Origin of the sequence: Microbacterium sp. (assembly GCF_041909575.1) — a bacterium.
Classification (GTDB): Bacteria; Actinomycetota; Actinomycetes; order Actinomycetales; family Microbacteriaceae; genus Microbacterium.
Genome location: NZ_JAYRDE010000001.1, coordinates 1 through 20260, shown reverse-complemented (window position 1 = coordinate 20260; position 20260 = coordinate 1). Strand labels below are relative to the sequence as shown.

18 protein-coding genes are annotated in these 20260 nt (G+C 72.0%); 12 read left to right on the top strand and 6 right to left on the bottom strand.

Annotated features, from left to right (window positions below; translation table 11 throughout):
- Positions 1–9: 9 nt before the first annotated feature.
- Positions 10–1599: an acyl-CoA carboxylase subunit beta gene (locus tag ACE3O1_RS00090; RefSeq protein ID WP_374311166.1), complete on the top strand. Its 1590-nt coding sequence runs from the start codon at positions 10–12 to the stop codon at positions 1597–1599.
- Positions 1596–1826, top strand: coding sequence for an acyl-CoA carboxylase epsilon subunit (locus ACE3O1_RS00085; RefSeq protein WP_374311164.1), 231 nt, complete (start codon positions 1596–1598; stop codon positions 1824–1826). The genes ACE3O1_RS00090 and ACE3O1_RS00085 overlap by 4 nt, the downstream gene beginning before the upstream one ends.
- Positions 1827–2251: 425 nt before the next feature.
- Here the strand turns inward: ACE3O1_RS00085 and ACE3O1_RS00080 are convergent, their stop codons facing one another.
- From ACE3O1_RS00080 to ACE3O1_RS00065, 4 genes are read right to left on the bottom strand one after another with little or no spacing between them, the layout of a single operon-like run.
- On the bottom strand, positions 2252–3316 hold the full coding sequence (locus ACE3O1_RS00080) for a hypothetical protein (RefSeq protein WP_374311162.1): 1065 nt from the start codon (positions 3314–3316) through the stop codon (positions 2252–2254).
- Positions 3313–4560, bottom strand: coding sequence for a sensor histidine kinase (locus tag ACE3O1_RS00075; RefSeq protein ID WP_374311160.1), 1248 nt, complete (start codon positions 4558–4560; stop codon positions 3313–3315). Before ACE3O1_RS00075 ends, ACE3O1_RS00080 begins: the two co-directional genes overlap by 4 nt.
- Positions 4550–5227 carry a response regulator gene (locus ACE3O1_RS00070; RefSeq protein ID WP_374311158.1) on the bottom strand — a complete coding sequence of 226 codons (678 nt, stop codon included), beginning with the start codon at positions 5225–5227 and terminating at the stop codon, positions 4550–4552. The genes ACE3O1_RS00075 and ACE3O1_RS00070 overlap by 11 nt, the downstream gene beginning before the upstream one ends.
- Positions 5228–5236: 9 nt before the next feature.
- Positions 5237–6574, bottom strand: coding sequence for a class I SAM-dependent RNA methyltransferase (locus ACE3O1_RS00065; protein ID WP_374311156.1), 1338 nt, complete (start codon positions 6572–6574; stop codon positions 5237–5239).
- 23 nt (positions 6575–6597) lie between these two features.
- On the opposite strand from ACE3O1_RS00065, the gene ACE3O1_RS00060 reads away from it, so the two are divergent.
- Both ACE3O1_RS00060 and ACE3O1_RS00055 read left to right on the top strand, forming a co-directional pair.
- Complete coding sequence (locus tag ACE3O1_RS00060) at positions 6598–7302, top strand: nucleoside triphosphate pyrophosphatase (RefSeq protein WP_374311154.1); 705 nt, start codon at positions 6598–6600, stop codon at positions 7300–7302.
- Between the two features lie 75 nt (positions 7303–7377).
- Positions 7378–9144 (top strand): biotin carboxylase N-terminal domain-containing protein, encoded by a 1767-nt coding sequence (locus tag ACE3O1_RS00055; RefSeq protein ID WP_374311152.1) that lies wholly within the window; start codon positions 7378–7380, stop codon positions 9142–9144.
- A 189-nt stretch (positions 9145–9333) separates the two neighbouring features.
- Here ACE3O1_RS00055 and ACE3O1_RS00050 read toward each other — a convergent pair whose 3' ends face one another.
- Positions 9334–10791, bottom strand: a complete 1458-nt coding sequence (locus tag ACE3O1_RS00050; RefSeq protein ID WP_374311150.1) for an NAD(P)H-quinone dehydrogenase — start codon at positions 10789–10791, stop codon at positions 9334–9336.
- 81 nt (positions 10792–10872) lie between these two features.
- On the opposite strand from ACE3O1_RS00050, the gene ACE3O1_RS00045 reads away from it, so the two are divergent.
- From ACE3O1_RS00045 to ACE3O1_RS00025, 5 genes are all read left to right on the top strand, one after another.
- Positions 10873–11706 (top strand): purine-nucleoside phosphorylase, encoded by an 834-nt coding sequence (locus ACE3O1_RS00045; protein ID WP_374311148.1) that lies wholly within the window; start codon positions 10873–10875, stop codon positions 11704–11706.
- A complete protein-coding gene (locus ACE3O1_RS00040) occupies positions 11703–13409 on the top strand; it encodes a phospho-sugar mutase (RefSeq protein ID WP_374311146.1) in 1707 nt (568 codons plus the stop codon). The genes ACE3O1_RS00045 and ACE3O1_RS00040 overlap by 4 nt, the downstream gene beginning before the upstream one ends.
- A 112-nt stretch (positions 13410–13521) precedes the next feature.
- The gene (locus ACE3O1_RS00035) at positions 13522–14904 is read left to right on the top strand and encodes an MFS transporter (protein WP_374311144.1); all 1383 of its coding nucleotides are present in this window, start codon (positions 13522–13524) and stop codon (positions 14902–14904) included.
- A gap of 63 nt (positions 14905–14967) precedes the next feature.
- Positions 14968–15552: a GNAT family N-acetyltransferase gene (locus tag ACE3O1_RS00030; RefSeq protein ID WP_374311142.1), complete on the top strand. Its 585-nt coding sequence runs from the start codon at positions 14968–14970 to the stop codon at positions 15550–15552.
- Positions 15553–15765: 213 nt separating this feature from the next.
- The gene (locus tag ACE3O1_RS00025; protein ID WP_374311140.1) at positions 15766–16719 is read left to right on the top strand and encodes a hypothetical protein; all 954 of its coding nucleotides are present in this window, start codon (positions 15766–15768) and stop codon (positions 16717–16719) included.
- Positions 16720–16830: 111 nt separating this feature from the next.
- Here the strand turns inward: ACE3O1_RS00025 and ACE3O1_RS00020 are convergent, their stop codons facing one another.
- Positions 16831–18756: a transcription antiterminator gene (locus ACE3O1_RS00020; RefSeq protein WP_374311138.1), complete on the bottom strand. Its 1926-nt coding sequence runs from the start codon at positions 18754–18756 to the stop codon at positions 16831–16833.
- A gap of 183 nt (positions 18757–18939) precedes the next feature.
- Here ACE3O1_RS00020 and ACE3O1_RS00015 point away from each other — a divergent pair, with 183 nt between their 5' ends.
- The 3 genes from ACE3O1_RS00015 to ACE3O1_RS00005 all read left to right on the top strand — a co-directional run.
- The gene (locus tag ACE3O1_RS00015; protein WP_374311136.1) at positions 18940–19332 is read left to right on the top strand and encodes a PTS sugar transporter subunit IIB; all 393 of its coding nucleotides are present in this window, start codon (positions 18940–18942) and stop codon (positions 19330–19332) included.
- Positions 19333–19351: 19 nt separating this feature from the next.
- Entirely contained in the window at positions 19352–19627 is a 276-nt protein-coding gene (locus ACE3O1_RS00010; protein WP_374311134.1) for an HPr family phosphocarrier protein, read from the top strand.
- A gap of 4 nt (positions 19628–19631) precedes the next feature.
- On the top strand, positions 19632–20260 hold a 629-nt coding region (locus ACE3O1_RS00005; protein WP_374311132.1), incomplete at its 3' end, for a phosphoenolpyruvate-utilizing N-terminal domain-containing protein.

Sequence of the window (20260 nt, the reverse complement as noted above, 5' to 3'; positions counted from 1 at the left end):
GTGGAAGCCGTGACCGAGCAGCCCGACCTTTCGACGACCGCCGGCAAGATCGCCGACCTCCGCGCCCGCTTCCAGGAGGCTGTCCTCGATCCCGAGGAGGTCGCGAAGGAGAAGCAGCACGCCAAGGGCAAGGGCACCGCGCGAGAGCGCATCGACCAGCTGCTCGACACCGGCAGCTTCGTCGAGCTCGACGAGTACGTGCGCCACCGCACCACCGCGTTCGGCATGGATCGGTCTCGTCCCTACGGCGACTCCGTCGTCACGGGCGTCGGCACGATCCACGGCCGCACCGTCGCGGTGTACTCGCAGGACTTCTCGACCTTCGGCGGCTCGCTGGGCGAGGTCGCCGGCGAGAAGATCATCAAGGTGATGGAGTTCGCGCTGCGCTCCGGCATCCCGATCGTCGGCATCCTCGACTCGGGCGGTGCGCGCATCCAGGAGGGGGTCGTCGCCCTCGGCAAGTACGGCGAGATCTTCCGCCTGAACACGCGGGCATCGGGCGTGATCCCGCAGATCTCGATCATCATGGGACCCGCCGCGGGCGGCGCCGTCTACTCCCCCGCGCTGACGGACTTCGTCGTCATGGTCGACAAGACCAGCCAGATGTTCGTCACCGGGCCCGACGTCATCAAGACGGTCACCGGCGAGGACGTCGGAATGGAGGAGCTCGGCGGTGCCTACACGCACAACACCCGCTCGGGCGTCGCGCACTACCTGGCCGAGGACGAGGAGGACGCGATCGACTACGTCCGCACGATGCTCGGCTTCCTCCCCGACAACAACATGGCCGAGCTTCCCGTCTACGAGACCGGGTTCGAATTCGAGACGACGGATGCCGACCGCGCGCTGAACACGATCATCCCCGACTCCCCGAATCAGCCGTACGACATCCACCAGGTCATCCGCGGCATCGTCGACGCCGAGGACTTCCTCGAGGTGCAGCCCCTCTTCGCGCCGAACATCGTCATCGGGTTCGGGCGCATCGAGGGCCGCTCTGTCGGCATCATCGCCAACCAGCCCTCGCAGATGGCCGGCACGCTCAACATCGAGGCCGGTGAGAAGGCCAGCCGCTTCGTCCGCTTCTGCGACGCGTTCTCGCTCCCGATCGTCACGCTCGTGGACGTTCCCGGCTACCTCCCCGGCACCGACCAGGAGTGGACGGGCGTCATCCGGCGCGGCGCGAAGCTGCTCTACGCGTACGCCGAGGCCACGGTTCCCCTCGTGACGGTGATCCTGCGCAAGGCCTACGGCGGCGCGTACATCGTCATGGGCTCGAAGCAGCTCGGCGCAGACGTCAACCTCGCGTGGCCGACGGCGGAGATCGCCGTGATGGGCGGCCAGGGCGCCGTGAACATCCTCTACCGCGGCGAGATCAAGAAGGCCGAGGAGGCCGGCGAGGATGTCGCGGCCGTGCGCACCCGCCTCGCCAACGAGTACACCTACAACGTCGCCTCGCCGTTCCTCGCCGCCGAGCGCGGAGAGCTCGACGGCATCATCGAGCCGGCCGCGACCCGCGTCTCCATCGCGAAGGCCTTGCGGGCTCTGCGGGGCAAGCGCGCCAGCCTCCCGCCCAAGAAGCACGGGAACATCCCGCTGTGACCGCGGCGGACGGCGACGCCGAGGGCGTCCGCATCGAAGTCCTGCGGGGCACGCCGAACGAGGACGAGCTCGCGGCGCTCATCGCAGTGGTGAGCGAGGCCTACGCCGGCGAGGCCGCCGAGGCGGTTGCCGAGGAGGACAGCGGCCGCACCGCCTGGGAGCTGACCCAGCGGAGCCTGCGGGAGCCGCTGCGCCGCGACATCCCGTGGGGGCGATTCGCGGGCTGAGCTGCGCTCAGACCGCGAAGCCGGAGCGAAGTCACGGGATTAGGGACTGGGGGTCTCAAAATGTCCCCCGAAATACCTACAGACGCACCTCTTGCACCGCGGTGATACTTGAATCGCTGGAACGCTTCTGCGTTCGGCTGACTCGCTCTCCGCTCCGCGGTGACCCGAGTTCGGCCACGCGGACTGTTTTCGGGTAACAGTCCGCCAGGCGAGGGGCGGGCGGCTTCGCCGCCCCTCGCCTTCCTCTTCTCCGCTCCCCGTCTCGGTTCCCCTCCCCCACCGGAACGGGGAGCGATTAGTTCGCTCTGCCCACTGTCCCAAGAGACGGCTCGGCGACGCGTCACGCCGGGGGGCGGCATCCGTCTCCGGCGTGTCGTGTGCGCACAGCAGTCTTTCGGCGCGGGAAGGAGCCGAGAGCCGCTGGGTCAGGCTACGCCGGGGTGCGGGATCTCGCGCCAGAGATCGACGCCGTCCTCGTCGGAGGGGCCGCCCACGGACGGGGAGCGACCGACCACGGTGACGGCGACGCGCGCGTCGGGCGACGTGCGGATGTACAGGCGGTCCGAGCTCGCCGAACGCAGCGCCTCGGCCAGCTGCGCGCGGATGATCGAGAGCGTCGGCTCGTCGAGGCCCTCCAGCCCGCCCTCGTCGAGGACGGTGACGTTCGCGCCGCGGCGACGTGCCCGCTCGAGTTCGGAGCGCACATCGTCGTCGAGAAGGCGTGGGCCGCGCATCTCGTCGCGCAGACGCCCCTCGGCGAGGCGGGCTTCGAGCCGGTCGCTCTCGTCGAGGCGACCGCCGGTGGCGACCGTGCGGGTCAGCACCGGTCCGGCGACGGCCAGCGCCTCCTGCACCTGCACGCGTCGCTCGCGCTGCCGTGTGGCCTGCGAGGCCTGCCAGGCGGATGCCGCGCGCTGCAGCTGGGCGAGACGCCCGGTGTCGCGGGCCGCGCGGTCCATGGAGAGCACCAGCAGCTGCGCGCACGTCACCCACACGATCGAGCCGACCAGGCCGAGCGCGAGGGCGGACGCCCATCCCATCCACACCATCGACGCGATGGCGAGCATGGCGATTCCGGTCCACGCGGTCCAGGGGCGGCGGCGCACCATGACGATCGTCATGAGCGCCCCGATCCCACCGAGGTACCACGTCGCGAACGGAGCCGTGCGGGAGGCCTCTCCCACGGCGAGGGAGATCGCCGACGGCACGATGGCCGCGCTCGCGAGCGCGAGCATCTGCGCCGGCACGGGCAGGCGCTGCTGCGTGCGCTTGACGGATGCCTCGGGCCCGCCGGCCTCGGCGGTCGGCTCGTGCCGCGGCGGCTCCCAGAAGATGCAGATCCAGGTCGTGGCGAGGTACAGCCCGAGCGCGGCGACCACGACGAGCGGGTAGGGGATGGCGACGTCGCCCGTCCACCACAGGCCGCGCGCAGCGAGGTAGGCGGTGAAGGCGACGCCGAGGGCGACGAGGACGTTCCGCACACTGGTCATGCCGCCCCCTCCCGCCACTCGAGCCTCACGGTGGTGCCGTGGTGCCCCGAGTCGATCTGCGCGGTGCCGCCGACGGCGGCGACGCGGGCGAAGATGGACGCGCGGATGCCGAGCCTGTCGTCCGGCACGCCCGCCAGGTCGAAGCCCTCGCCGTGGTCGCGCACCTCGATCGCGATGCGCCCGTCGCCGCCCGTGACCGAGACCGCGAGTCCCACGCCGCCGGCGTGCTGCAGCGCATTGGCGATCGCCTGGGTCGCGGCGAGCGTGAGCGCGCGGGCCACTCGGCCGGGCACAGCCGGACTGCCGGGACCGGCGTTGCGCACCACCTCGAGGTCGTCGCCGACCTCGTGCGCGCCGGCCGCGATGTCGTCGGCGACGGCGTTGAGGTCGCGAGGCTCGTCGGGGCCTTCGTGCGCGTCCTGCTCGGTGTTGGCCAGGCGGGTCAGCGCCTCCCGCGCCATCGCGGCCGCCAGCGTCTGCGCGCGCGGCGTGTCGGCGCGCTCGGCGGCGATGAGCGCCGCCAGCACGCTGTCGTGCATGAGCGCCGCCACCGCGACGCGCTCCTGCTCCGCAGCATCCGCCGCCGCTGCCGTTGCGTAGGACGCGACGGCGCGCGCGCGCGTCTCGTCGACGTTCGCGGCGACCGAACGGAACATCCAGCCCAGCGTGAGGATCACGCCGCCGAGGATGAGGGCGAACGACACGTCGAGTCCGAGCGGCGGGTAGAACACCCCGGCGAACTCGGCCTGGATGAGCCGCACGAGCCCGAACAGGAGCGGGCACAGGATCGTCCAGGCGATCTGCACGGGAAGCGGGAAGGCGAGCACGGCGGCGAGCGTGGCGATGTTGACGAGGTACCAGATCCACGGCTGACCGGTCGGATCCGGATTCGATCCGGCCGACGCGACGGGCCACACGATGAGGGCGAGCACGTAGGCGAAGGCGAAAATGCCCGCGCAGATGCGCACCCCGCGCCCCACGAAGCACGCGAGGATCATCACGGCCAGCGGCACGAACACGAAGAGCATCAGCGGGAAGTGCCAGCCCTCCTGCTCCTCGCTGGGTCCGAGCGCGGTGAGCAGGGCCTGGGCGCCGAGCACGAGGGAGCCGAAGCCCGCCACGATCGAGATGATCCGCTCGACGCGCGTGCGGGTGAACGACCCGATGCCGGCGGTCGCCTCCCGAGACCGCGGGATCTGTCCCCACGCGCTGTCGAGGAGCGAGACGGGTGCCTCAGCCGTCACCGGCGCCGCCTCCCGGCTCCGCCGCGGATTCGGCGAGGATGCCGTCCTCCATGGCGCGTCGCAGCAGATCGACCTTCGTCGGCGCGGGGCGTCCGACCTCGACGTACTTCACGCGCACGCGGGTGATGTTCTCCTTCGCGGTGGAGTAGGCCACCCCGAGGCGGTCGGCGACGACCTTGAGCGGCAGACCGGCGGCGTACAGCCGCAGCACCTCGCGCTCGCGGGCGGACAGCTGCGCGTCGGCGAACTCGCGGTCGCCCTCGACAGCGCTCGCCCACTCGACGTTGTTCAGGGGCTCGCCGCGCGCGACGGTGGCGACCGCGGCGATCACGTCGTCGATGCGCGACGACTTGCTCACGACGCCGGCCGCGCCGGCGGCGAGCGCTTCGCGGACCGCGGCGGGGCGATCGGCGACGCTGTGGATGATGACGCTCGAGCCGTCGAGCACCAGCCGGCGCACGTTCTCGGTGACGGTCGTGCCGTCGCCGAGGGTGAGGTCGAGCACGACGACGTCGGCCGGCGCCGCCCCGGTCTTGGAGCGCCACGTGAGGTACTCGGTGACCGAGCTGCCCGAGAACACGACGTCCTTCGTCTCGGCCCGCTCGCACGCCGCCTCGAGCCCGAGGCGGACGGACTCGTGATCGTCGATGAGGGCAACCCGCGTCATGCCGTCAGCCTAGACCCGCCCACGTGCGCGAGTGAGGGTCGCCACGGCTTCGACGTGATGCGAATTCGGGAAAAGATCCAGCGCCCGCACCTCGGCCGGCTCATAGCCCGCCGCACGGAACGTCGCGACGTCGCGGGCGAGGGCGACGGGGTCGCAGGCGACGTACACCACCGCGGCCGGGTCCAGCGAGACGACCGACTCCACGACCTCGCGACCGGCGCCCGCGCGTGGCGGGTCGAGCAGGACGACGCCCCGCGACAGACGCTCGCGCTCGGCGGCGGATGCCTCGGCCCCCAGCCGAGCGAGCCAGCGGTCGACGCGGCCCGTCTCGGCGCGGGCGCCCACCCAACCGGCGAGATTCTCGCCGGCGTGCTCGGTGGCGCGCACGTCGGCCTCGACGGAGGTCACGCGCGTCGACGGCCCGCCCGCCTCCGCGATGGTCGCCGCGAAGAGCCCGACGCCGCCGTAGAGATCGAGGTGCCAGGCGTCGGGGTCGATGCCGCCGATGCCCCGGAGCGCGTCGGCGACCGTAGTCGTGAGGGTGGATGCCGCGAGCCGGTGCACCTGCCAGAATCCACCGGCATCCACCTGGAACCGCCGCGCGCCGACCTGCTCGAACACGACCTCGGGAGCCGGCGTCGCGGGGCGCCGCGGCCCGCGGCCCCGCCCTCGGCCGCGCGGCTGCTCGGGCCGCGGGATCACGCGCACCCGGCCGTCGGCGGGCTCGACGAGGTCGATCCGCCCGGGCTCGCCGGCACGAAGCGCGACAGCGGCCCGCTCGACGGCGGGCGTCGCCAGGGGGAGGTCAGCGGCCTCGATCACGCGGTGGCTGCGCGCGGCGAAGGGGCCGATCCGTCCGTCCGCGTCGACGTGGAGGCTCACGCGCGTGCGCCAGCCGGTGCCGTCCGGCGTCTCCTCGTCCTGGGGCGACCCGTCCGGAGCGAGCTGCGGCAGGACTCCGGTGAGGGTCGCCGTCGGCGACGCCACGCCGCCGAACCGCTCGAGCGCCTCGAGCAGCACGCGGAGCTTGAGCCGGCGCTGGTGCGCCAGGTCGATGTGCCCGAAGTCCGCCCCGCCGGGGCGCAGCTCGGGAGCCACGCCGATGTCGGCCTGACGCCAGACGTGCGGGCGGCGGTGGGGCGAGGCATCCGTCACCTCCAGCGCCTCGGCGCGCCAGAAGGAGGACTTGCGGGTGTCGGTCAGCCGCACGACCACCCGCTCGCCCGGAAGGACGTCGGGCACGAACACCACGCGCCCCTCGTGCCGTGCGACGAAGACGCCGCCGTGCGCGACGTCGCCGATCTCGAGCTCGATGATCCGGCCGTCGTCCGCTGTCGTGTCCGCCACGGGGAAGAGCCTACGGTGGTGCCATGCGCGTGTGCCTCGCCTCGACCTCCCCCGCCCGGCTGATGCTGCTGCAGCAATTCGGCATCCGGCCGCTCACGGTGGCACCGGACGTCGACGAAGAGGCGGTGATCGCCGCGGTCGAGGCATCCGAGGGGCGCACCCTCCTGCCTGACGAGCACGTGCTCCTGCTCGCGCGCCGCAAGGCCGCGGACGTCGCCGCGCGCCTCGCTGACGACGATCCCGCCTTCGACGGGATCGTGATCGGCGGCGACTCGATGTTCGAGCTGGACGGAGAGGTGCTCGGCAAGCCCCACACCGCCGAGAACGCGATCGCCCGCTGGCGCGCGATGCGCGGGCGCACCGGCGTCCTCCACTCGGGTCACGCGGTGATCCGGGTCACCCCGGGCGGGGCTTCGCACGAAGTGCACGCCGTCGCCGAGGCATCCGTCACCTTCGCCGACGACGTGACGGATGCCGAGATCGACGCGTACGTCGCCTCCGGCGAACCCCTGCACGTCGCCGGCGCGTTCACCGTCGACAGCCTCGGCGGCGCGTTCATCACGCACGTCGACGGCGACCCCTCCACCGTCATCGGCATGTCGGTGTCGACGCTGCGCCGGCTCGTGCGCGAACTCGGCGCGGACTGGACGGCCTTGTGGCACACCACCGATCCGTCGGTGCAGGCCCCGTCCGGCGACGCCTTCTCCGGAGGATCGTCGTTGTCGTAGGAGTCCCACGTTTCCTCTCGCTTCTTGTGGGAACCACTCAAAACCAGGCGGGTTGCCGTGGGTAGGCTGACAACCATGCCTCAGATCGCCAAGGTTCTCGTTGCCAACCGCGGCGAGATCGCCGTCCGCGTCATCCGCGCCGCCCGCGACGCCGGGAAGGCCTCCGTCGCCGTCTACGCCGACCAGGACCGCGATGCCATGCACGCCCGGCTCGCGGACGAGGCCTACGCGCTCGACGGCTCCACGAGCGCCGAGACGTACCTCTCGATCGACAAGATCCTCTCGGTCGCCCGCCGGTCGGGCGCCGACGCCGTGCACCCCGGGTACGGATTCCTCGCTGAGAACGCCGACTTCGCCCGCGCCGTGATCGGCGCGGGCCTCGTCTGGATCGGCCCGTCGCCCGAGGCCATCGAGGCGCTCGGCGACAAGGTGACCGCCCGTGCGGTGGCCGAGAAGGTGGGGGCTCCCCTGGCTCCGGGCACGCCTGGGCCCGTCGACGGCGCCGACGAGGTCGTCGCGTTCGCCGAGGAAGTCGGTCTGCCGATCGCGATCAAGGCCGCCTACGGCGGCGGCGGTCGCGGCCTGAAGGTCGCCCGCACGATCGACGAGATCCCCGAGCTCTTCGAGTCGGCCACCCGCGAGGCGATCACCGCCTTCGGCCGCGGCGAGTGTTTCGTCGAGAAGTACCTCGACAAGCCGCGTCACGTCGAGACGCAGTGCCTCGCGGATGCCGCGGGCAACGTCGTCGTCATCTCGACGCGCGACTGCTCGCTGCAGCGCCGTCACCAGAAGCTCGTCGAGGAGGCGCCGGCGCCTTTCCTCACGGACGCGCAGAACAAGACGCTCTACGACGCGTCGAAGGCCATCCTGAAGGAGGTCGGCTACGTCGGCGCCGGCACGTGCGAGTTCCTCATCGGCGCTGACGGCACGATCTCGTTCCTCGAGGTCAACACGCGCCTCCAGGTCGAGCACCCGGTGTCCGAGGAGATCACCGGCGTCGACCTGGTGCGGGAGCAGTTCCGCCTCGCCGAGGGCGAGGAGCTCGGCTATGACGACCCGGTGGCCGACGGCCACTCCATCGAGTTCCGCATCAACGGCGAGGACGCCGGTCGCGGCTTCCTTCCCCAGCCGGGCCCGATCCACGTCTTCAAGACGTTCGGGGGTCCCGGCATCCGCCTCGACTCCGGCGTCACGGCGGGCGACAGCGTCTCGGGCGCGTTCGACTCGCTGCTCGCCAAGATCATCGTGACCGGGCGCGACCGCGCCGAGGCGCTCGAGCGCTCGCGCCGCGCCCTCGACGAGTTCGAGGTCTCCGGCATGCCGACCGTGCTCCCGTTCCACCGCAAGGTCGTCCGCGATCCCGCCTTCACGGCCGAGGACGGCCGGTTCGGCGTCTACACGCGGTGGATCGAGACGGAGTTCGTGAACGACATCGCACCGTGGGACGGCGAGCTCGAGGCGCCCAAGCCGAGCGAGAACCGCCACACCGTCGTCGTGGAGGTCGCCGGCAAGCGCCTCGAGGTGAGCCTGCCCGACCGCGTCGTGGCCGCGCCGGGGGTTGCGGGACGTCCCGCCGCCGGGCCCCCGGCCCGACGCGCGCACGCCCCGACCGTGGTGGCCGGCGCATCCGGCGACGCCGTCAAGGCGCCGATGCAGGCGACCATCGTCAAGGTCGCCGTCGAGGACGGCCAGCAGGTCGTCAAGGGCGACCTCGTGGTAGTCCTCGAGGCGATGAAGATGGAGCAGCCGATCCAGGCCCACAAGGACGGCGTCATCGGCGCCATCAACGCCGAAGCCGGCTCGACCGTGTCGGCCGGGCACCAGCTGCTCACGATCTCCTGACGCCTGTCCGGGCCGTTCGGGCGTCGACCGGATCAGGCGATTCGACCGGATCAGGCAGTTCTGGCGCGAACGCGCCTGATCTCGTCGAATCGCCTGACCTCGTCGACGCGCGTGCGGGAGGATTCACCTGCAGGGACGGAGAGTGGATGCCGCGGCATCCGTCGCTCTGACGTCCGACGTTCCGCCGGGTCAGCCGCCGTAGACCTGGTGGTCGACGACGTGCATCGCGCGGGCGGCGTCGGTGATGCTGCCCGACAGCGAGGGGTACACCGCGAACACGCGCGAGACCTGGTCGACCGACAGGCGGCGCTCGACGGCCATCGCGATCGGGTAGATCAGCTCGGATGCCCGGGGCCCGACGATGACGCCGCCGATGACGGTGCCGCTTCCGTGACGGGCGATGAGCTTCACGAAGCCGTCCTTGATGCCCATCATCTTCGCGCGCGGGTTGGCGGCGAGCGGCAGCTTGTGGACGACGCCGTCGATGAGGCCCTCGTCGATGTCCTTCTGCTGCCAGCCGATCGTGGCGATCTCGGGCGCCGTGAAGATGTTGGACGTGATGCGGCGGCGCTCCAGCGGGATCACGACGTCTCCGAGCGCGTGGAAGATGGCCGTGCGGCCCTGCATCGAGGCGACCGAGGCCAGCGGCACGAACGTGGTGCAGTCGCCCGCGGCGTAGATGTTGGGCACCGAGGTGCGCGCCACGCGGTTGACCTGGATGTGGCCGGACTCGGTCATCTGCACGCCGGCCTGCTCGAGGCCGATGCCGGCGGTGTTCGGGATCGAGCCGACGGCGACGAGGCAGTGGCTCCCCTCGACGGTGCGGCCGTCGCTGAGGGTGGCGACCACGCGGTCGCCCAGGTTCTCGACCTTGTCGGCGCGCGACTTCGACAGCAGGGTCATCCCGCCGCGCTTGAAGACCTTCTCGAGCACGGCGGCGGCGTCCGAGTCCTCGCCGGGGAGCACCTGGTCGCGGCTCGAGATCAGCGTGACCTTCGCGCCCAGGTTCATGTAGGCGCCGGCGAACTCCGCGCCGGTGACGCCCGAGCCGACCACGATGAGGTGCTCGGGGATGGCCTTCATGTCGTAGAGCTGGGTCCACGTCAGGATGCGCTGCCCGTCGGGCTTGGCCGTCGGCAGCTCGCGCGGCGACGAGCCGGTCGAGACGAGCAGGGTATCGGCCTCGACGCGGTCGAAGTCCGTTCCGCCCGGACCCGTCGACACCACGACGGCGTTCTCGCCGTCGATGCGGCCGTGGCCGGAGATGATGCGCACGCCGGCCTCGGCGAGGGAGGCCCGCATGTCGTCGGACTGCTGACGCGCAAGTGCGAGCAGCCGCTTGTTCACCGCCGCGAGGTTGATCGCGATCTCGGGCTTGAGCGGCTTGCCGTCGCTGCCCTTCGCGAACAGCTGAACGCCGAGGTCGCTCGCACCGGCGATCGCGACGGCTGCGTCGGCGGTGGCGATGAGGGTCTTCGACGGCACGACGTCGGTGATCACCGCCGAGCCGCCGATGCCGGCCCGTTCGACCACCGTCACCTCGGCTCCGAGCTGGGCGGCGGCCAGGGCCGCCTCGTAGCCGCCGGGTCCGCCGCCGATGACGGCGACGCTCTGGGTGCGCTCGAAGCTCACGGACATGTGCTCCATTCTCTCCCGCCCGGCGCCTTCGCGACGACACCGCCGTGGCGCGCGCTGGCCCTGGCCCTCGCCCGTTCCTAGAGTGGGGGCATGTCAGACACCACCGGCAACCCCCTCGATGACCCCGCGACCGATCCGTTCGAGGTCGCGTCCGCGGCCGCGGACGACATCGCCCGCCTCACCGGCGTCGAGCGGCACGACATCGCGCTCACCCTCGGCAGCGGCTGGGGGAAGGCGGCGGAGCTCATCGGCGAGACCACCGCGACGTTCCCCGCGACCGAGGTCACCGGCTTCTCCAAGCCCGCTCTCGAGGGGCATGTCGGCACGCTGCGCAGCGTGCTGACGCCGAAGGGCCGTCGGGTCCTCGTCATCGGCGCCCGCACGCACTACTACGAGGGTCACGGCGTGCGGCGGGTCGTGCACAGCGTGCGCACCGCGGCGGCGACGGGCGCGCGCGTCATGGTGCTCACCAACGGCGCGGGCGGCATCAAGCACACGTGGAAGCCCGGCACTCCGGTGCTCATCAGCGACCACATCAACCTCACCTCGGACTCGCCCCTCGAGGGCGCGACGTTCATCGACCTCACCGACCTGTACGCGATGCGCCTGCGCGACCTCGCCCGCACGATCGATCCCTCGCTCGATGAGGGCGTCTACTGCCAGTTCCGCGGACCGCAGTACGAGACGCCGGCCGAGGTGCAGATGGCGAAGTCCTTCGGCGGCCACATCGTGGGCATGTCGACGGCACTCGAGGCGATCGCCGCCCGTCAGGCCGGCATGGAGATCCTGGGCTTCTCGCTCATCACCAACATGGCCGCCGGCATCCAGACCACCCCGCTCAGCCACCAGGAGGTCATCGACGCCGGCCGCGAGGCCGAGCCGGTGATCTCGTCGCTGCTGGCCCGCGTGATCGGCGCACTGTGAGCGGCGGCGGGGGCGAGGCATCCGTCCTCGACCGTGCACGCGCCTGGCTCGCGCAGGATCCCGACTCCGAGACGCGCGCGGAGCTGCAGACGCTGATCGAGGCGGCGGAGGCCGGCGACGCCGCGGCATCCGCCGACCTCGCCGACCGATTCGCCGCCAGGCTGGCGTTCGGCACCGCGGGGCTGCGGGGCGAGCTCGGCGCCGGCAGCAACCGCATGAACCGCGTGCTCGTCGCGCAGGCCGCGGCAGGGCTGGCGGCGTACGTGCTCGAGAAGGCCGGCGAAGGGGCGGATGCTGCGCCCCCCACGGTGGTCGTGGGCTACGACGGGCGGCGCAACTCGCGCACCTTCGCGCAGGACTCCGCCCAGCTGTTCGCCGGCGCGGGGCTGCGGGCGGTCCTGCTCCCCCGCCTGCTGCCGACGCCCGTGCTCGCCTTCGCGGTGCGCCGCCTCGGCGCCGCAGCAGGCGTGATGGTGACGGCCAGCCACAACCCGCCGAACGACAACGGCTACAAGGTGTACCTCGGCGGCGCGGACGACGGATCGCAGATCGTGTCGCCCGCCGACGCCGAGATCGCCGCGCACATCGAGCGCATCGCCGCAGCCGGCGACGTCGCGGCGCTCCCCCGTTCGCTCGGCTACGAGGTCGCGGGCGAGTCGATCGTCGACGAGTACATCGCCGCGACCGCCGCCGTCGCGCCGGCGCCGGCGGGCGCGGAGGGTCTCCGGTGGGTGTACACCGCGATGCACGGCGTCGGGTGGGAGACGTTCTCGCGCATCCTCGAGGCGGCCGGATACCCGGCCCCCGTTCCCGTCACGGAGCAGCTCGACCCCGACGGCGCGTTCCCGACCGTGGCGTTCCCCAACCCGGAGGAGCCCGGGGCGATGGACCTCGCGTTCGCCCAGGCTCGCGAGACCGGTGCCGAGCTGATCATCGCGAACGACCCCGACGCCGACCGGCTCGCGGTCGCAATCCCCGACGAAGCCGCCGAGGGCGGCTGGCGCCGTCTGACCGGCAACCAGATCGGGTTGCTGCTCGGCTGGCGCGCGGCGCGCCGCACCGCCGAGGCCGGCCGCACCGAGGGTGCGTCTCTCGCCTGCTCGCTCGTGTCGTCGCCCGGGCTGCGGACGGTCGCCGAGCACTTCGGCCTCGACTTCCACGCGACGCTCACCGGGTTCAAGTGGATCTCACGGGCTCCCGGCATCGTCTTCGGCTTCGAGGAGGCCCTCGGCTACCTCGTCAACCCGGAGACCGTCCGGGACAAGGACGGGATCTCCGCCGCTGTGGCCATGCTCGGCATGGTGTCGGAAGCCCGAGGCCGCGGTGCGACCGTCGCCGACCTGCTGGCCGAGTTCGACGAGACGTTCGGCGCGTTCGCCAGCGACCAGATCTCGGTGCGCGTGGACGACGTGTCGGCGATCGCGCGGATCATGGCGGCCCTGCGGGCGCAGCATCCGTCCGCCATCGGCGATGTCGCGGTCGAGCGCGTCGACGACCTGCTGCAGGGCGTCGACGACCTGCCGCCGGGAGACGTGCTGCGGATCTGGCTGGTCGACGGCTCCCGCGTGATCGTGCGTCCGAGCGGCACCGAGCCCAAGCTCAAGCTCTACCTCGACGTGCGCGGCGACTCGTCGGATGACGCCCGCGAGCGCATTTCGAGGCTGTCGGCGGGGGCGCAGGAGCTGCTCGACGAGATCGGCTGATCCGCCCGCGGCAGTGTCGGAGGCGCGTGCTAGCGTCACCCTCGCGTTGTATCGTGAGACCCTCGTGGGCCGCGATGTCGCGGGGGACTTTCGGCACGATGAGGAGCGGACGATGACGGGCGTGGGGCCAGAAGACCGAGCAGATCCGCAGGACGAGGCATCCGCTCCCCCGGCCGATCCGGCGCACTGGCTGCGCAACACGATCCTGTTCCTGAGCGGGCAGACGGTCAGCCTGTTCGGCTCGATGCTCGTGCAGTACGCCGTGTTCTGGTATCTCACGATCGAGTACCGCTCCGGTGTCTACATGATGCTCGCCGCGCTGTTCGGCTTCCTGCCGCAGGCCGTCGTGTCGATCTTCGGCGGGGTGTGGGCCGACCGCCACAACCGCAAGTACCTGATCATCGGGGCCGACGCCGCGATCGCACTGTCGACGCTGGCGCTCGCGCTCATCATGATGACGGGGTTCGACGCCGTCTGGCTGCTGTTCGCGGTGATGGCGATCCGATCGGCGGGTGCCGGCATCCAGATGCCCGCCGTCTCCGCCCTGATCCCGCAGATCGTGCCGACCCGCAACCTCATCCGGGTGAACGGCGTCAACGGGTCGATCCAGTCCGCGATGGCACTGCTCGCGCCGGCCGCCGCCGGTGCGATCTACGCCTGGTCGGCCGCGGCGTCCGGCGGCACCGCCGCGTCGCTCGTCCCGATCTTCTTCATCGACGTGGTGACGGCGATCCTCGGCATCGGCATCCTGGCCTTCATCCCGGTGCGTGCGGTGCGCCGGGCATCCGACGTCGAGACCGGGTACTTCGCCGATCTCGTCGACGGGGTTCGCTACATCGTGCACCACGCGTTCGTGCGGTGGCTCCTGATCGTGTTCGCCATCATCTTCGTGCTCACGGTCGCGCCGTCCAACCTCACCCCGCTCATGCTCGTGCGCTCGTTCCCCGCGGGCGAGGCGCAGGACGTCGTCAACCTCGCCGTGCTCGAGATCGCGTTCAGCGTCGGGATGATGCTGGGCGGCATCCTCGTGGCGTCGCTGTTCGCGAAGCGCAGCCGGATAGGACTGATCGTCGTGTCGTCCCTAGTCTTCGGCGCACTGTCGATCGGCCTGGGGCTGTCGACGAGCATCTGGATGTTCTTCGGCTTCATGTTCTTGGTCGGGCTCGCCGTGCCGTTCTTCTCGACGCCGTCGATGACCCTCCTGCAGGAGACCGTCGAGCCCGAGCGGCAGGGACGCGTCTTCGGCTTCGTCGGCATCGTCATGGCCGTCGCGATGCCGTTCGGCATGGTGGTCTTCGGCCCGCTCGCCGACGTCGTGCCGATCGAGCTGCTGCTGATCGCGGCGGGCATCCTCACCTTCGTCGTGATCGGACTGGCCGTCTGGCTGCCCGCCGGGCAGCGGGCGATCGCCGCCGCGCGGCAGGCGTCGCAGGCGGCCGACCCGGTCGCGCGCGCCGCCGTGGTCGAGAAGGCGATGCACGAGGACGGCGCGTAGCCAGGGGCCCGAGGGGCGCGGGCTCCAGGCTCGCCGGGCGCGGGCGGGCTCTAGGCTCGGAGGATGCTCCTCGCGCAGCCCGTGACCCTCGAGAACGCCCACGTCCGGCTCGAGCCGTTGCGTCCTGATCACGCTGAGGACCTCGCGCTCGCCGCCGCGGGGCTCGAGCATGCCTGGTACACGTCGGTGCCGTTGCCGGCGGATGCCGCCGCCGACGTCGCCCAGCGGCTCGCGTGGCAGTCCGAGGGCCACATGAACGCGTGGGCGGTGCGCCGGCTCGACACCGGCCGCGTGGTCGGCGAGACGACGTTCTGCAACATCGACCAGCCCAACCGCCACGTCGAGATCGGCCACACGTGGCTCGGCCTCGAGGCGCAGCGGACGGCGGTGAACACGGCCGCCAAGCTCCTCCTGCTCACCCACGCGTTCGAGGCGTGCGACGCGATCGCGGTCGAGTTCCGCACGCACTGGCACAACCGGCAGTCGCGGGCCGCGATCGCCCGCCTGGGAGCAAAGCAGGACGGCGTGCTCCGCAACCACCGCCTCGGCCCGGACGGCTCGCTCCGCGACACGGTCGTGTTCTCCATCCTCCCCACCGAATGGCCTGCCGTGCGCCTCGGCCTCGAGGAGCGCTTCCGCCGCGGCTGACCGGGTTGCGGCATCCGTCCCGCTCTTGTCGGGTTTTGGGGCGCTTCCCGTCCGTTGGGGCGGGCGATATGCGCCCCAACGGACGGTGAACGCCCCGAACGCGGCCCTGCCAGGGCCGGGACGGCTCGTCCACAGCGACGGGAGATGCCAGAGGTTCCACGGATGCCGCGGCCGGGCCGTCCGGGAAGACCACCGTGGACCATCCTCGGGGGGATGACCGCCGACCTCACCCCGCACCGTTACGACGAGCTCATCGCGGAGGGCGCGTCGCCCCGGCGGGTGCGCGCCGATGTCGCGTCGGGAGAACTCGTGCGGATCCGGCCGGGGGTGTTCGTCCCCGGGGAGGCGTGGCGAAGCGCGACCCCGGAACGACGGATCGTCGCGCGAGCGCGGGCGCTCCATGCGGTGTCCGCCGCGCCGCCCGTGTTCTCCCATGAGACGGCGGCGGCGCTGCATGGTCTGCCGCTCTTCCGGCCGCATCCGACGAGCGTTCACGTCATCGCCGCGCCCGGGCGCCCTGGCGCGGCATCGGGCGTGGTCCGTCATCGCGGCGAGCCGGATCCGGATGTCGAGGAACGCCAGGGGCTCGTCGTCACGAGCCTCGCGCGCACCGTATCCGATGTCGTGCGGACGATGACCTTCGAACGTGCCGTGACGATCGCCGACGGCGCGCTGCGCTCGCGATTCGCGTCGGGGAACGCGCGGTACGACACCGAAGGCGCCGCGTCGTTCCGTGAGCAGGCCCTCGCGATCGCCGTTCGATCGGCACACGGAAGGGCGCGAGCGACTCGGGCGCTGGAATTCGCGGACGGGCGCGCGCAGCTTCCGGGCGAGAGCATCAGCCGGATCCGACTCCACCAGTTGGGGTTTCGGGAGATCGGGTTGCAGAGCAGGGTCGCTGGTCCCGGCGGTCGCGACTACTTCGTCGACTTCGCGCTCGACGAGGCAGCGGCCTTCGGCGAGTTCGACGGATCGATCAAGTACGTCGACGACCGGATGACGGACGGGCGGACCCCGGCCGAGGTGTTCGACCGCGAGAAGCGGCGCGAGGACTGGATTCGAGGGCGGACGCAGCGGCGGCTCGCGCGCTGGGGATGGTCCCATGTGTCGACGCCCGCTTCGCTCGGCGCGCGGCTCGCCGCGTTCGGCATCCTCCCTCCCCGCTGAGCCTGACCTTTCGGGGCGCGATGCGTCCGTTGGGGCGCGCGATGTGCGCCCCAACGGACGGCAAACGCCCCAAACCCGAAAAGAAAGGACGGAAGGGACGGATGCCGCGGCTCAGCCGTCGATGACGGCGACGAGCTCGTCGAGGAAGCCGCCGAAGTCGGTGGCGCGGCGGACGATCCGCTGCACGCTGTCGCGCTCGGAGAAGACCTCGACGAACTGCTCGAACACGGTCTGGAAGGCCTCGCGGTCGGTCTCGGAGAACGCGACGAGGGCGACCACCTGAACCCGACCGTCGCCCCACGGGATCGACGGGTCCGCGATGCCGATCGCGATCGAGGTCCGCGTGGCGGTCATGCCGATGGCGTGCGGCACCGCGAGCGCGTCGGTGAAGGCGGTCGACGACAGCCGCTCGCGCTCGATCGCACGGGTCACGTAGTCCTCGTCGATCACGCCTTGCGCGATCAGGGTGCCGCCGAGCGTGCGGATCACTCCCTCCTCGGCGGCCGAGGCATCCAGCCCCCGCACGAATGCCGCGGGAGCGAAGTACCGTTCGAGCTCGAGCCGCAGCCGCGCGAGACGCCGGCTGCGGCGGATGCGCCCGGCGGCGGCCTGCACGCGCTCGATGTCGGCGTCGGTGAGGAAGGGCTGGATCTTCACGATCCGGTCGGCGGGCACGGCCGGATCGATCGTCGTGAGCACCAGGTCGGTGTCGATCGAGGCCCAGTCGGGGTCGACCCGCGTCTCGACGCCGACGACCTCGATCGCCTGGCCGAGCGACCGGGCGACGCTGGAGCGCAGCAGCTCGTGCAGGTCGTAGTAGCCGGGGCACACGATCGTCGCGGTCAGCAGCTGGTCGGCTCGGCGGCTGCGCTCGAGTCGCCCGCCGACGTGCATGGCGATGTAGGCGATCTCGTCGTCGGGCAGCGGGATGCCGAGGCGCTCCTGGAGTCTACTCGCGATGAACACGGCGACCTCGAAGATCATCGGGTACGTCGACTTGAGCGATCGGGTCAGCGGGTTCCTCGACCAGGCCTGCTCCCGCGCGCGATGCTGCAGGTTCTGCACGTGCAGGGCCAGGCGCAGGACGAAGTCCTCATGGGCGATGTCGACCAGGAACTCCGCCGCCGCCGTGCCGACCACGTCACGCACGGCCGCCTCGATCCCGGGATCCAGGCGCGCGCGGGCCTGGTCGGCCGGCGCCTCGTCGCCGGGAGCGACGACGCGCGTGAGCACGAGCGTCGCGAGGTGCTGCAGGTCGCCGGCGCCCAGCTCGACCCCGAGGTCGCGGCGCGCGAGACGGTCGAGCACCGCGGCGATCTCCTGCAGCGCCGGGCGCAGATCCGGGGCGGCGCTCTCGAGCCCGCGGTCCTGGGCGACCCGGTCGGCGGCGATCGCGATGTGCATGACGACGTCGGCGATGCCGATCTCGTTGACGAAGTACCCCATCGCGCCGAGCTCGGAGACGAGATCGGCCTTGAACGGCCCGAAAGCGGCCGCACCGACCGAGTCCTCGCCGAGGGTGCGGCGCAGCGCGGCGAGGTCGAACGAGCCCGCATCCATCTCGTCGTGAGCCAGTCGGCTGAGCAGGCGTCGCTGGGCCATCTCGGTGCCGCGCAGCCGCGCCGTCGACGCCGAGCGCTCCAGGGTCAGCTCGGTGCCGCCGAGGAGCCCGCGCACGCGGGCGAGGTCGGCGTCGAGGGTCGCGGCGCTCACGTGGAGACGGTCCGCGAACTCGAACACGTCGATGCCGTCCGGCGCGTCGAGCAGCGCCCGAACGAGGGTGTGCAGCCGATCCCGCGGGGTTCCGGCATCCGTTCCTCCCGCGCGGAGCGCCGCCGAGGCATCGGCTCCCGCCCGATATCCCTGGGGCCCGGACTCGATCGCCACGCCCGGCGCGACGCGCGCGTTGGCGGCGGTGACATACGAGCGGATGCTGCGCGGCGTGACCCCCAGCGCGTCGGCGAGCGTCGCCGCGGTGGCCCAGTCGCCATCGCGCACGAGCAGGCCGAGCAGCCGGTCCTGTCGGGCTCTCGTCACGAGGCTCCTTCACTTCGCGGACGCCGTTTCCGGCTCCCGGGGGGTGGTGCCAGTCAACCACGCGGGCACGACGCGGGCGGCGATACGCCCGATTCGGACGGCGCCGGTTTCCGCCCCCGCGGAAGAAGGACTGGTTGTCGGCTCCCAGCGTTTTCACAAGAATGGCGACATGGAGGCGGGTCGATGAGGATCCTGGTGGTCTGCGGGGCGGGTGCGTCGAGCACCTTCGTCGCTCAGCGCGTGCGCCACGCCGCGCACGACCGGGGACTCCCGTACATCGCTTTCGCCGGCACCGAGCAGTCCCTTCCGATCGACCTCGACGCCGCCGACGTCGTGCTCGTTGGGCCGCACCTCGCTCACGCCCTCGAGCGCATCGAGCGGGATGCCGCCGCCCGGGGCACGACGGTGGTGCTGCTGCCGGCCGACGTCTTCGCGGACACCGACGGGACCCGGACTCTCGCCCTCGTCCACGACGCGGTCGGGGCTCCCGCAGGCGCCGCGCCGGCAGCCGGGTCGGCGCCGACCACCGACGCCGCGTCGACCGCCCCCGCCCCAACGATCCAGACCAGCGACTGACGACAGAGAGGTCACCCCCATGCCACCCATCTCCCGCACCGTCCGGATCGGCTCCGCCCACGGACTGCACGCCCGCCCGGCGAAGCTCTTCGCGCAGGCGGCGAAGGATGCCGGCATCCCGATCACCGTCGCCAAGGACTCGGGGGCTCCCGTCAACGCGGCGAGCATCCTCGGCGTGATCGCCCTCGGCGTGGAGCAGGGCGACTACGTCACGCTCACGGCGGACGGCGACGGCGCGGAGGCGGCGCTCGACACGCTCGCCGAGCTCCTGACGACCGACCACGACGCGGAGTGAGCCGATGACCGAGTTGCGTGGAGTGGGAATCGGCCTGGGCGTCGCCCAGGGGTCGGTCGCCCGGATGTCCGAACCGGCACCGCCGCCGAGCGACGGGCCGAGCACGCTGGGCGCCGACGAGGAGAAGTCGCGGGTGGAGGATGCCGTGGCCGCCGTGGCCCGCGAGCTCGAGGCGCGCGGAGCCCAGGCGGGCGGCGCCGCCCAGGACGTGCTCGAGGCCCAGGCCATGATGGCCGAGGACCCGAGCCTGGCCGACGAGGTGAATGCGCGCATCGCGCAGGGCAAGACCGGCGAGTTCGCCGTGTTCGACGCATTCGCGTCGTTCCGCGACCGGCTCACGGCCCTGGGCGGCTACCTCGGCGAGCGCGCCGCCGACCTCGACGACGTCGCGCAGCGCGTGATCGCGCGGTTGCGCGGTGTGCCCGCTCCGGGCGTGCCCGATCCGGGGCATCCGTTCGTGCTCGTCGCGAAGGACCTCGCGCCCGCCGACACCGCCCTCCTCGACCTCGACAAGGTGCTCGCGCTCATCACGACCGAAGGCGGGCCGACCTCGCACACCGCGATCCTCGCCCGCGAGAAGTCGATCGTCGCCGTCGTCGGCGCCGTCGGTGCGACCGGCCTGCGCGAGGGCGA

Bases quoted from the DNA above. Each gene is read 5' to 3' on its own strand.
- ACE3O1_RS00080 (WP_374311162.1), bottom strand. From the start codon at position 3,316: ATGACCAGTGTGCGGAACGTCCTCGTCGCCCTCGGCGTCGCCTTCACC.
- ACE3O1_RS00070 (WP_374311158.1), bottom strand. From the start codon at position 5,227: ATGACGCGGGTTGCCCTCATCGACGATCACGAGTCCGTCCGCCTCGGG.
- ACE3O1_RS00060 (WP_374311154.1), top strand. From the start codon at position 6,598: ATGCGCGTGTGCCTCGCCTCGACCTCCCCCGCCCGGCTGATGCTGCTG.
- ACE3O1_RS00055 (WP_374311152.1), top strand. From the start codon at position 7,378: ATGCCTCAGATCGCCAAGGTTCTCGTTGCCAACCGCGGCGAGATCGCC.
- ACE3O1_RS00050 (WP_374311150.1), bottom strand. From the start codon at position 10,791: ATGGAGCACATGTCCGTGAGCTTCGAGCGCACCCAGAGCGTCGCCGTC.
- ACE3O1_RS00045 (WP_374311148.1), top strand. From the start codon at position 10,873: ATGTCAGACACCACCGGCAACCCCCTCGATGACCCCGCGACCGATCCG.
- ACE3O1_RS00035 (WP_374311144.1), top strand. From the start codon at position 13,522: ATGACGGGCGTGGGGCCAGAAGACCGAGCAGATCCGCAGGACGAGGCA.
- ACE3O1_RS00030 (WP_374311142.1), top strand. From the start codon at position 14,968: ATGCTCCTCGCGCAGCCCGTGACCCTCGAGAACGCCCACGTCCGGCTC.
- ACE3O1_RS00025 (WP_374311140.1), top strand. From the start codon at position 15,766: ATGACCGCCGACCTCACCCCGCACCGTTACGACGAGCTCATCGCGGAG.
- ACE3O1_RS00015 (WP_374311136.1), top strand. From the start codon at position 18,940: ATGAGGATCCTGGTGGTCTGCGGGGCGGGTGCGTCGAGCACCTTCGTC.
- ACE3O1_RS00010 (WP_374311134.1), top strand. From the start codon at position 19,352: ATGCCACCCATCTCCCGCACCGTCCGGATCGGCTCCGCCCACGGACTG.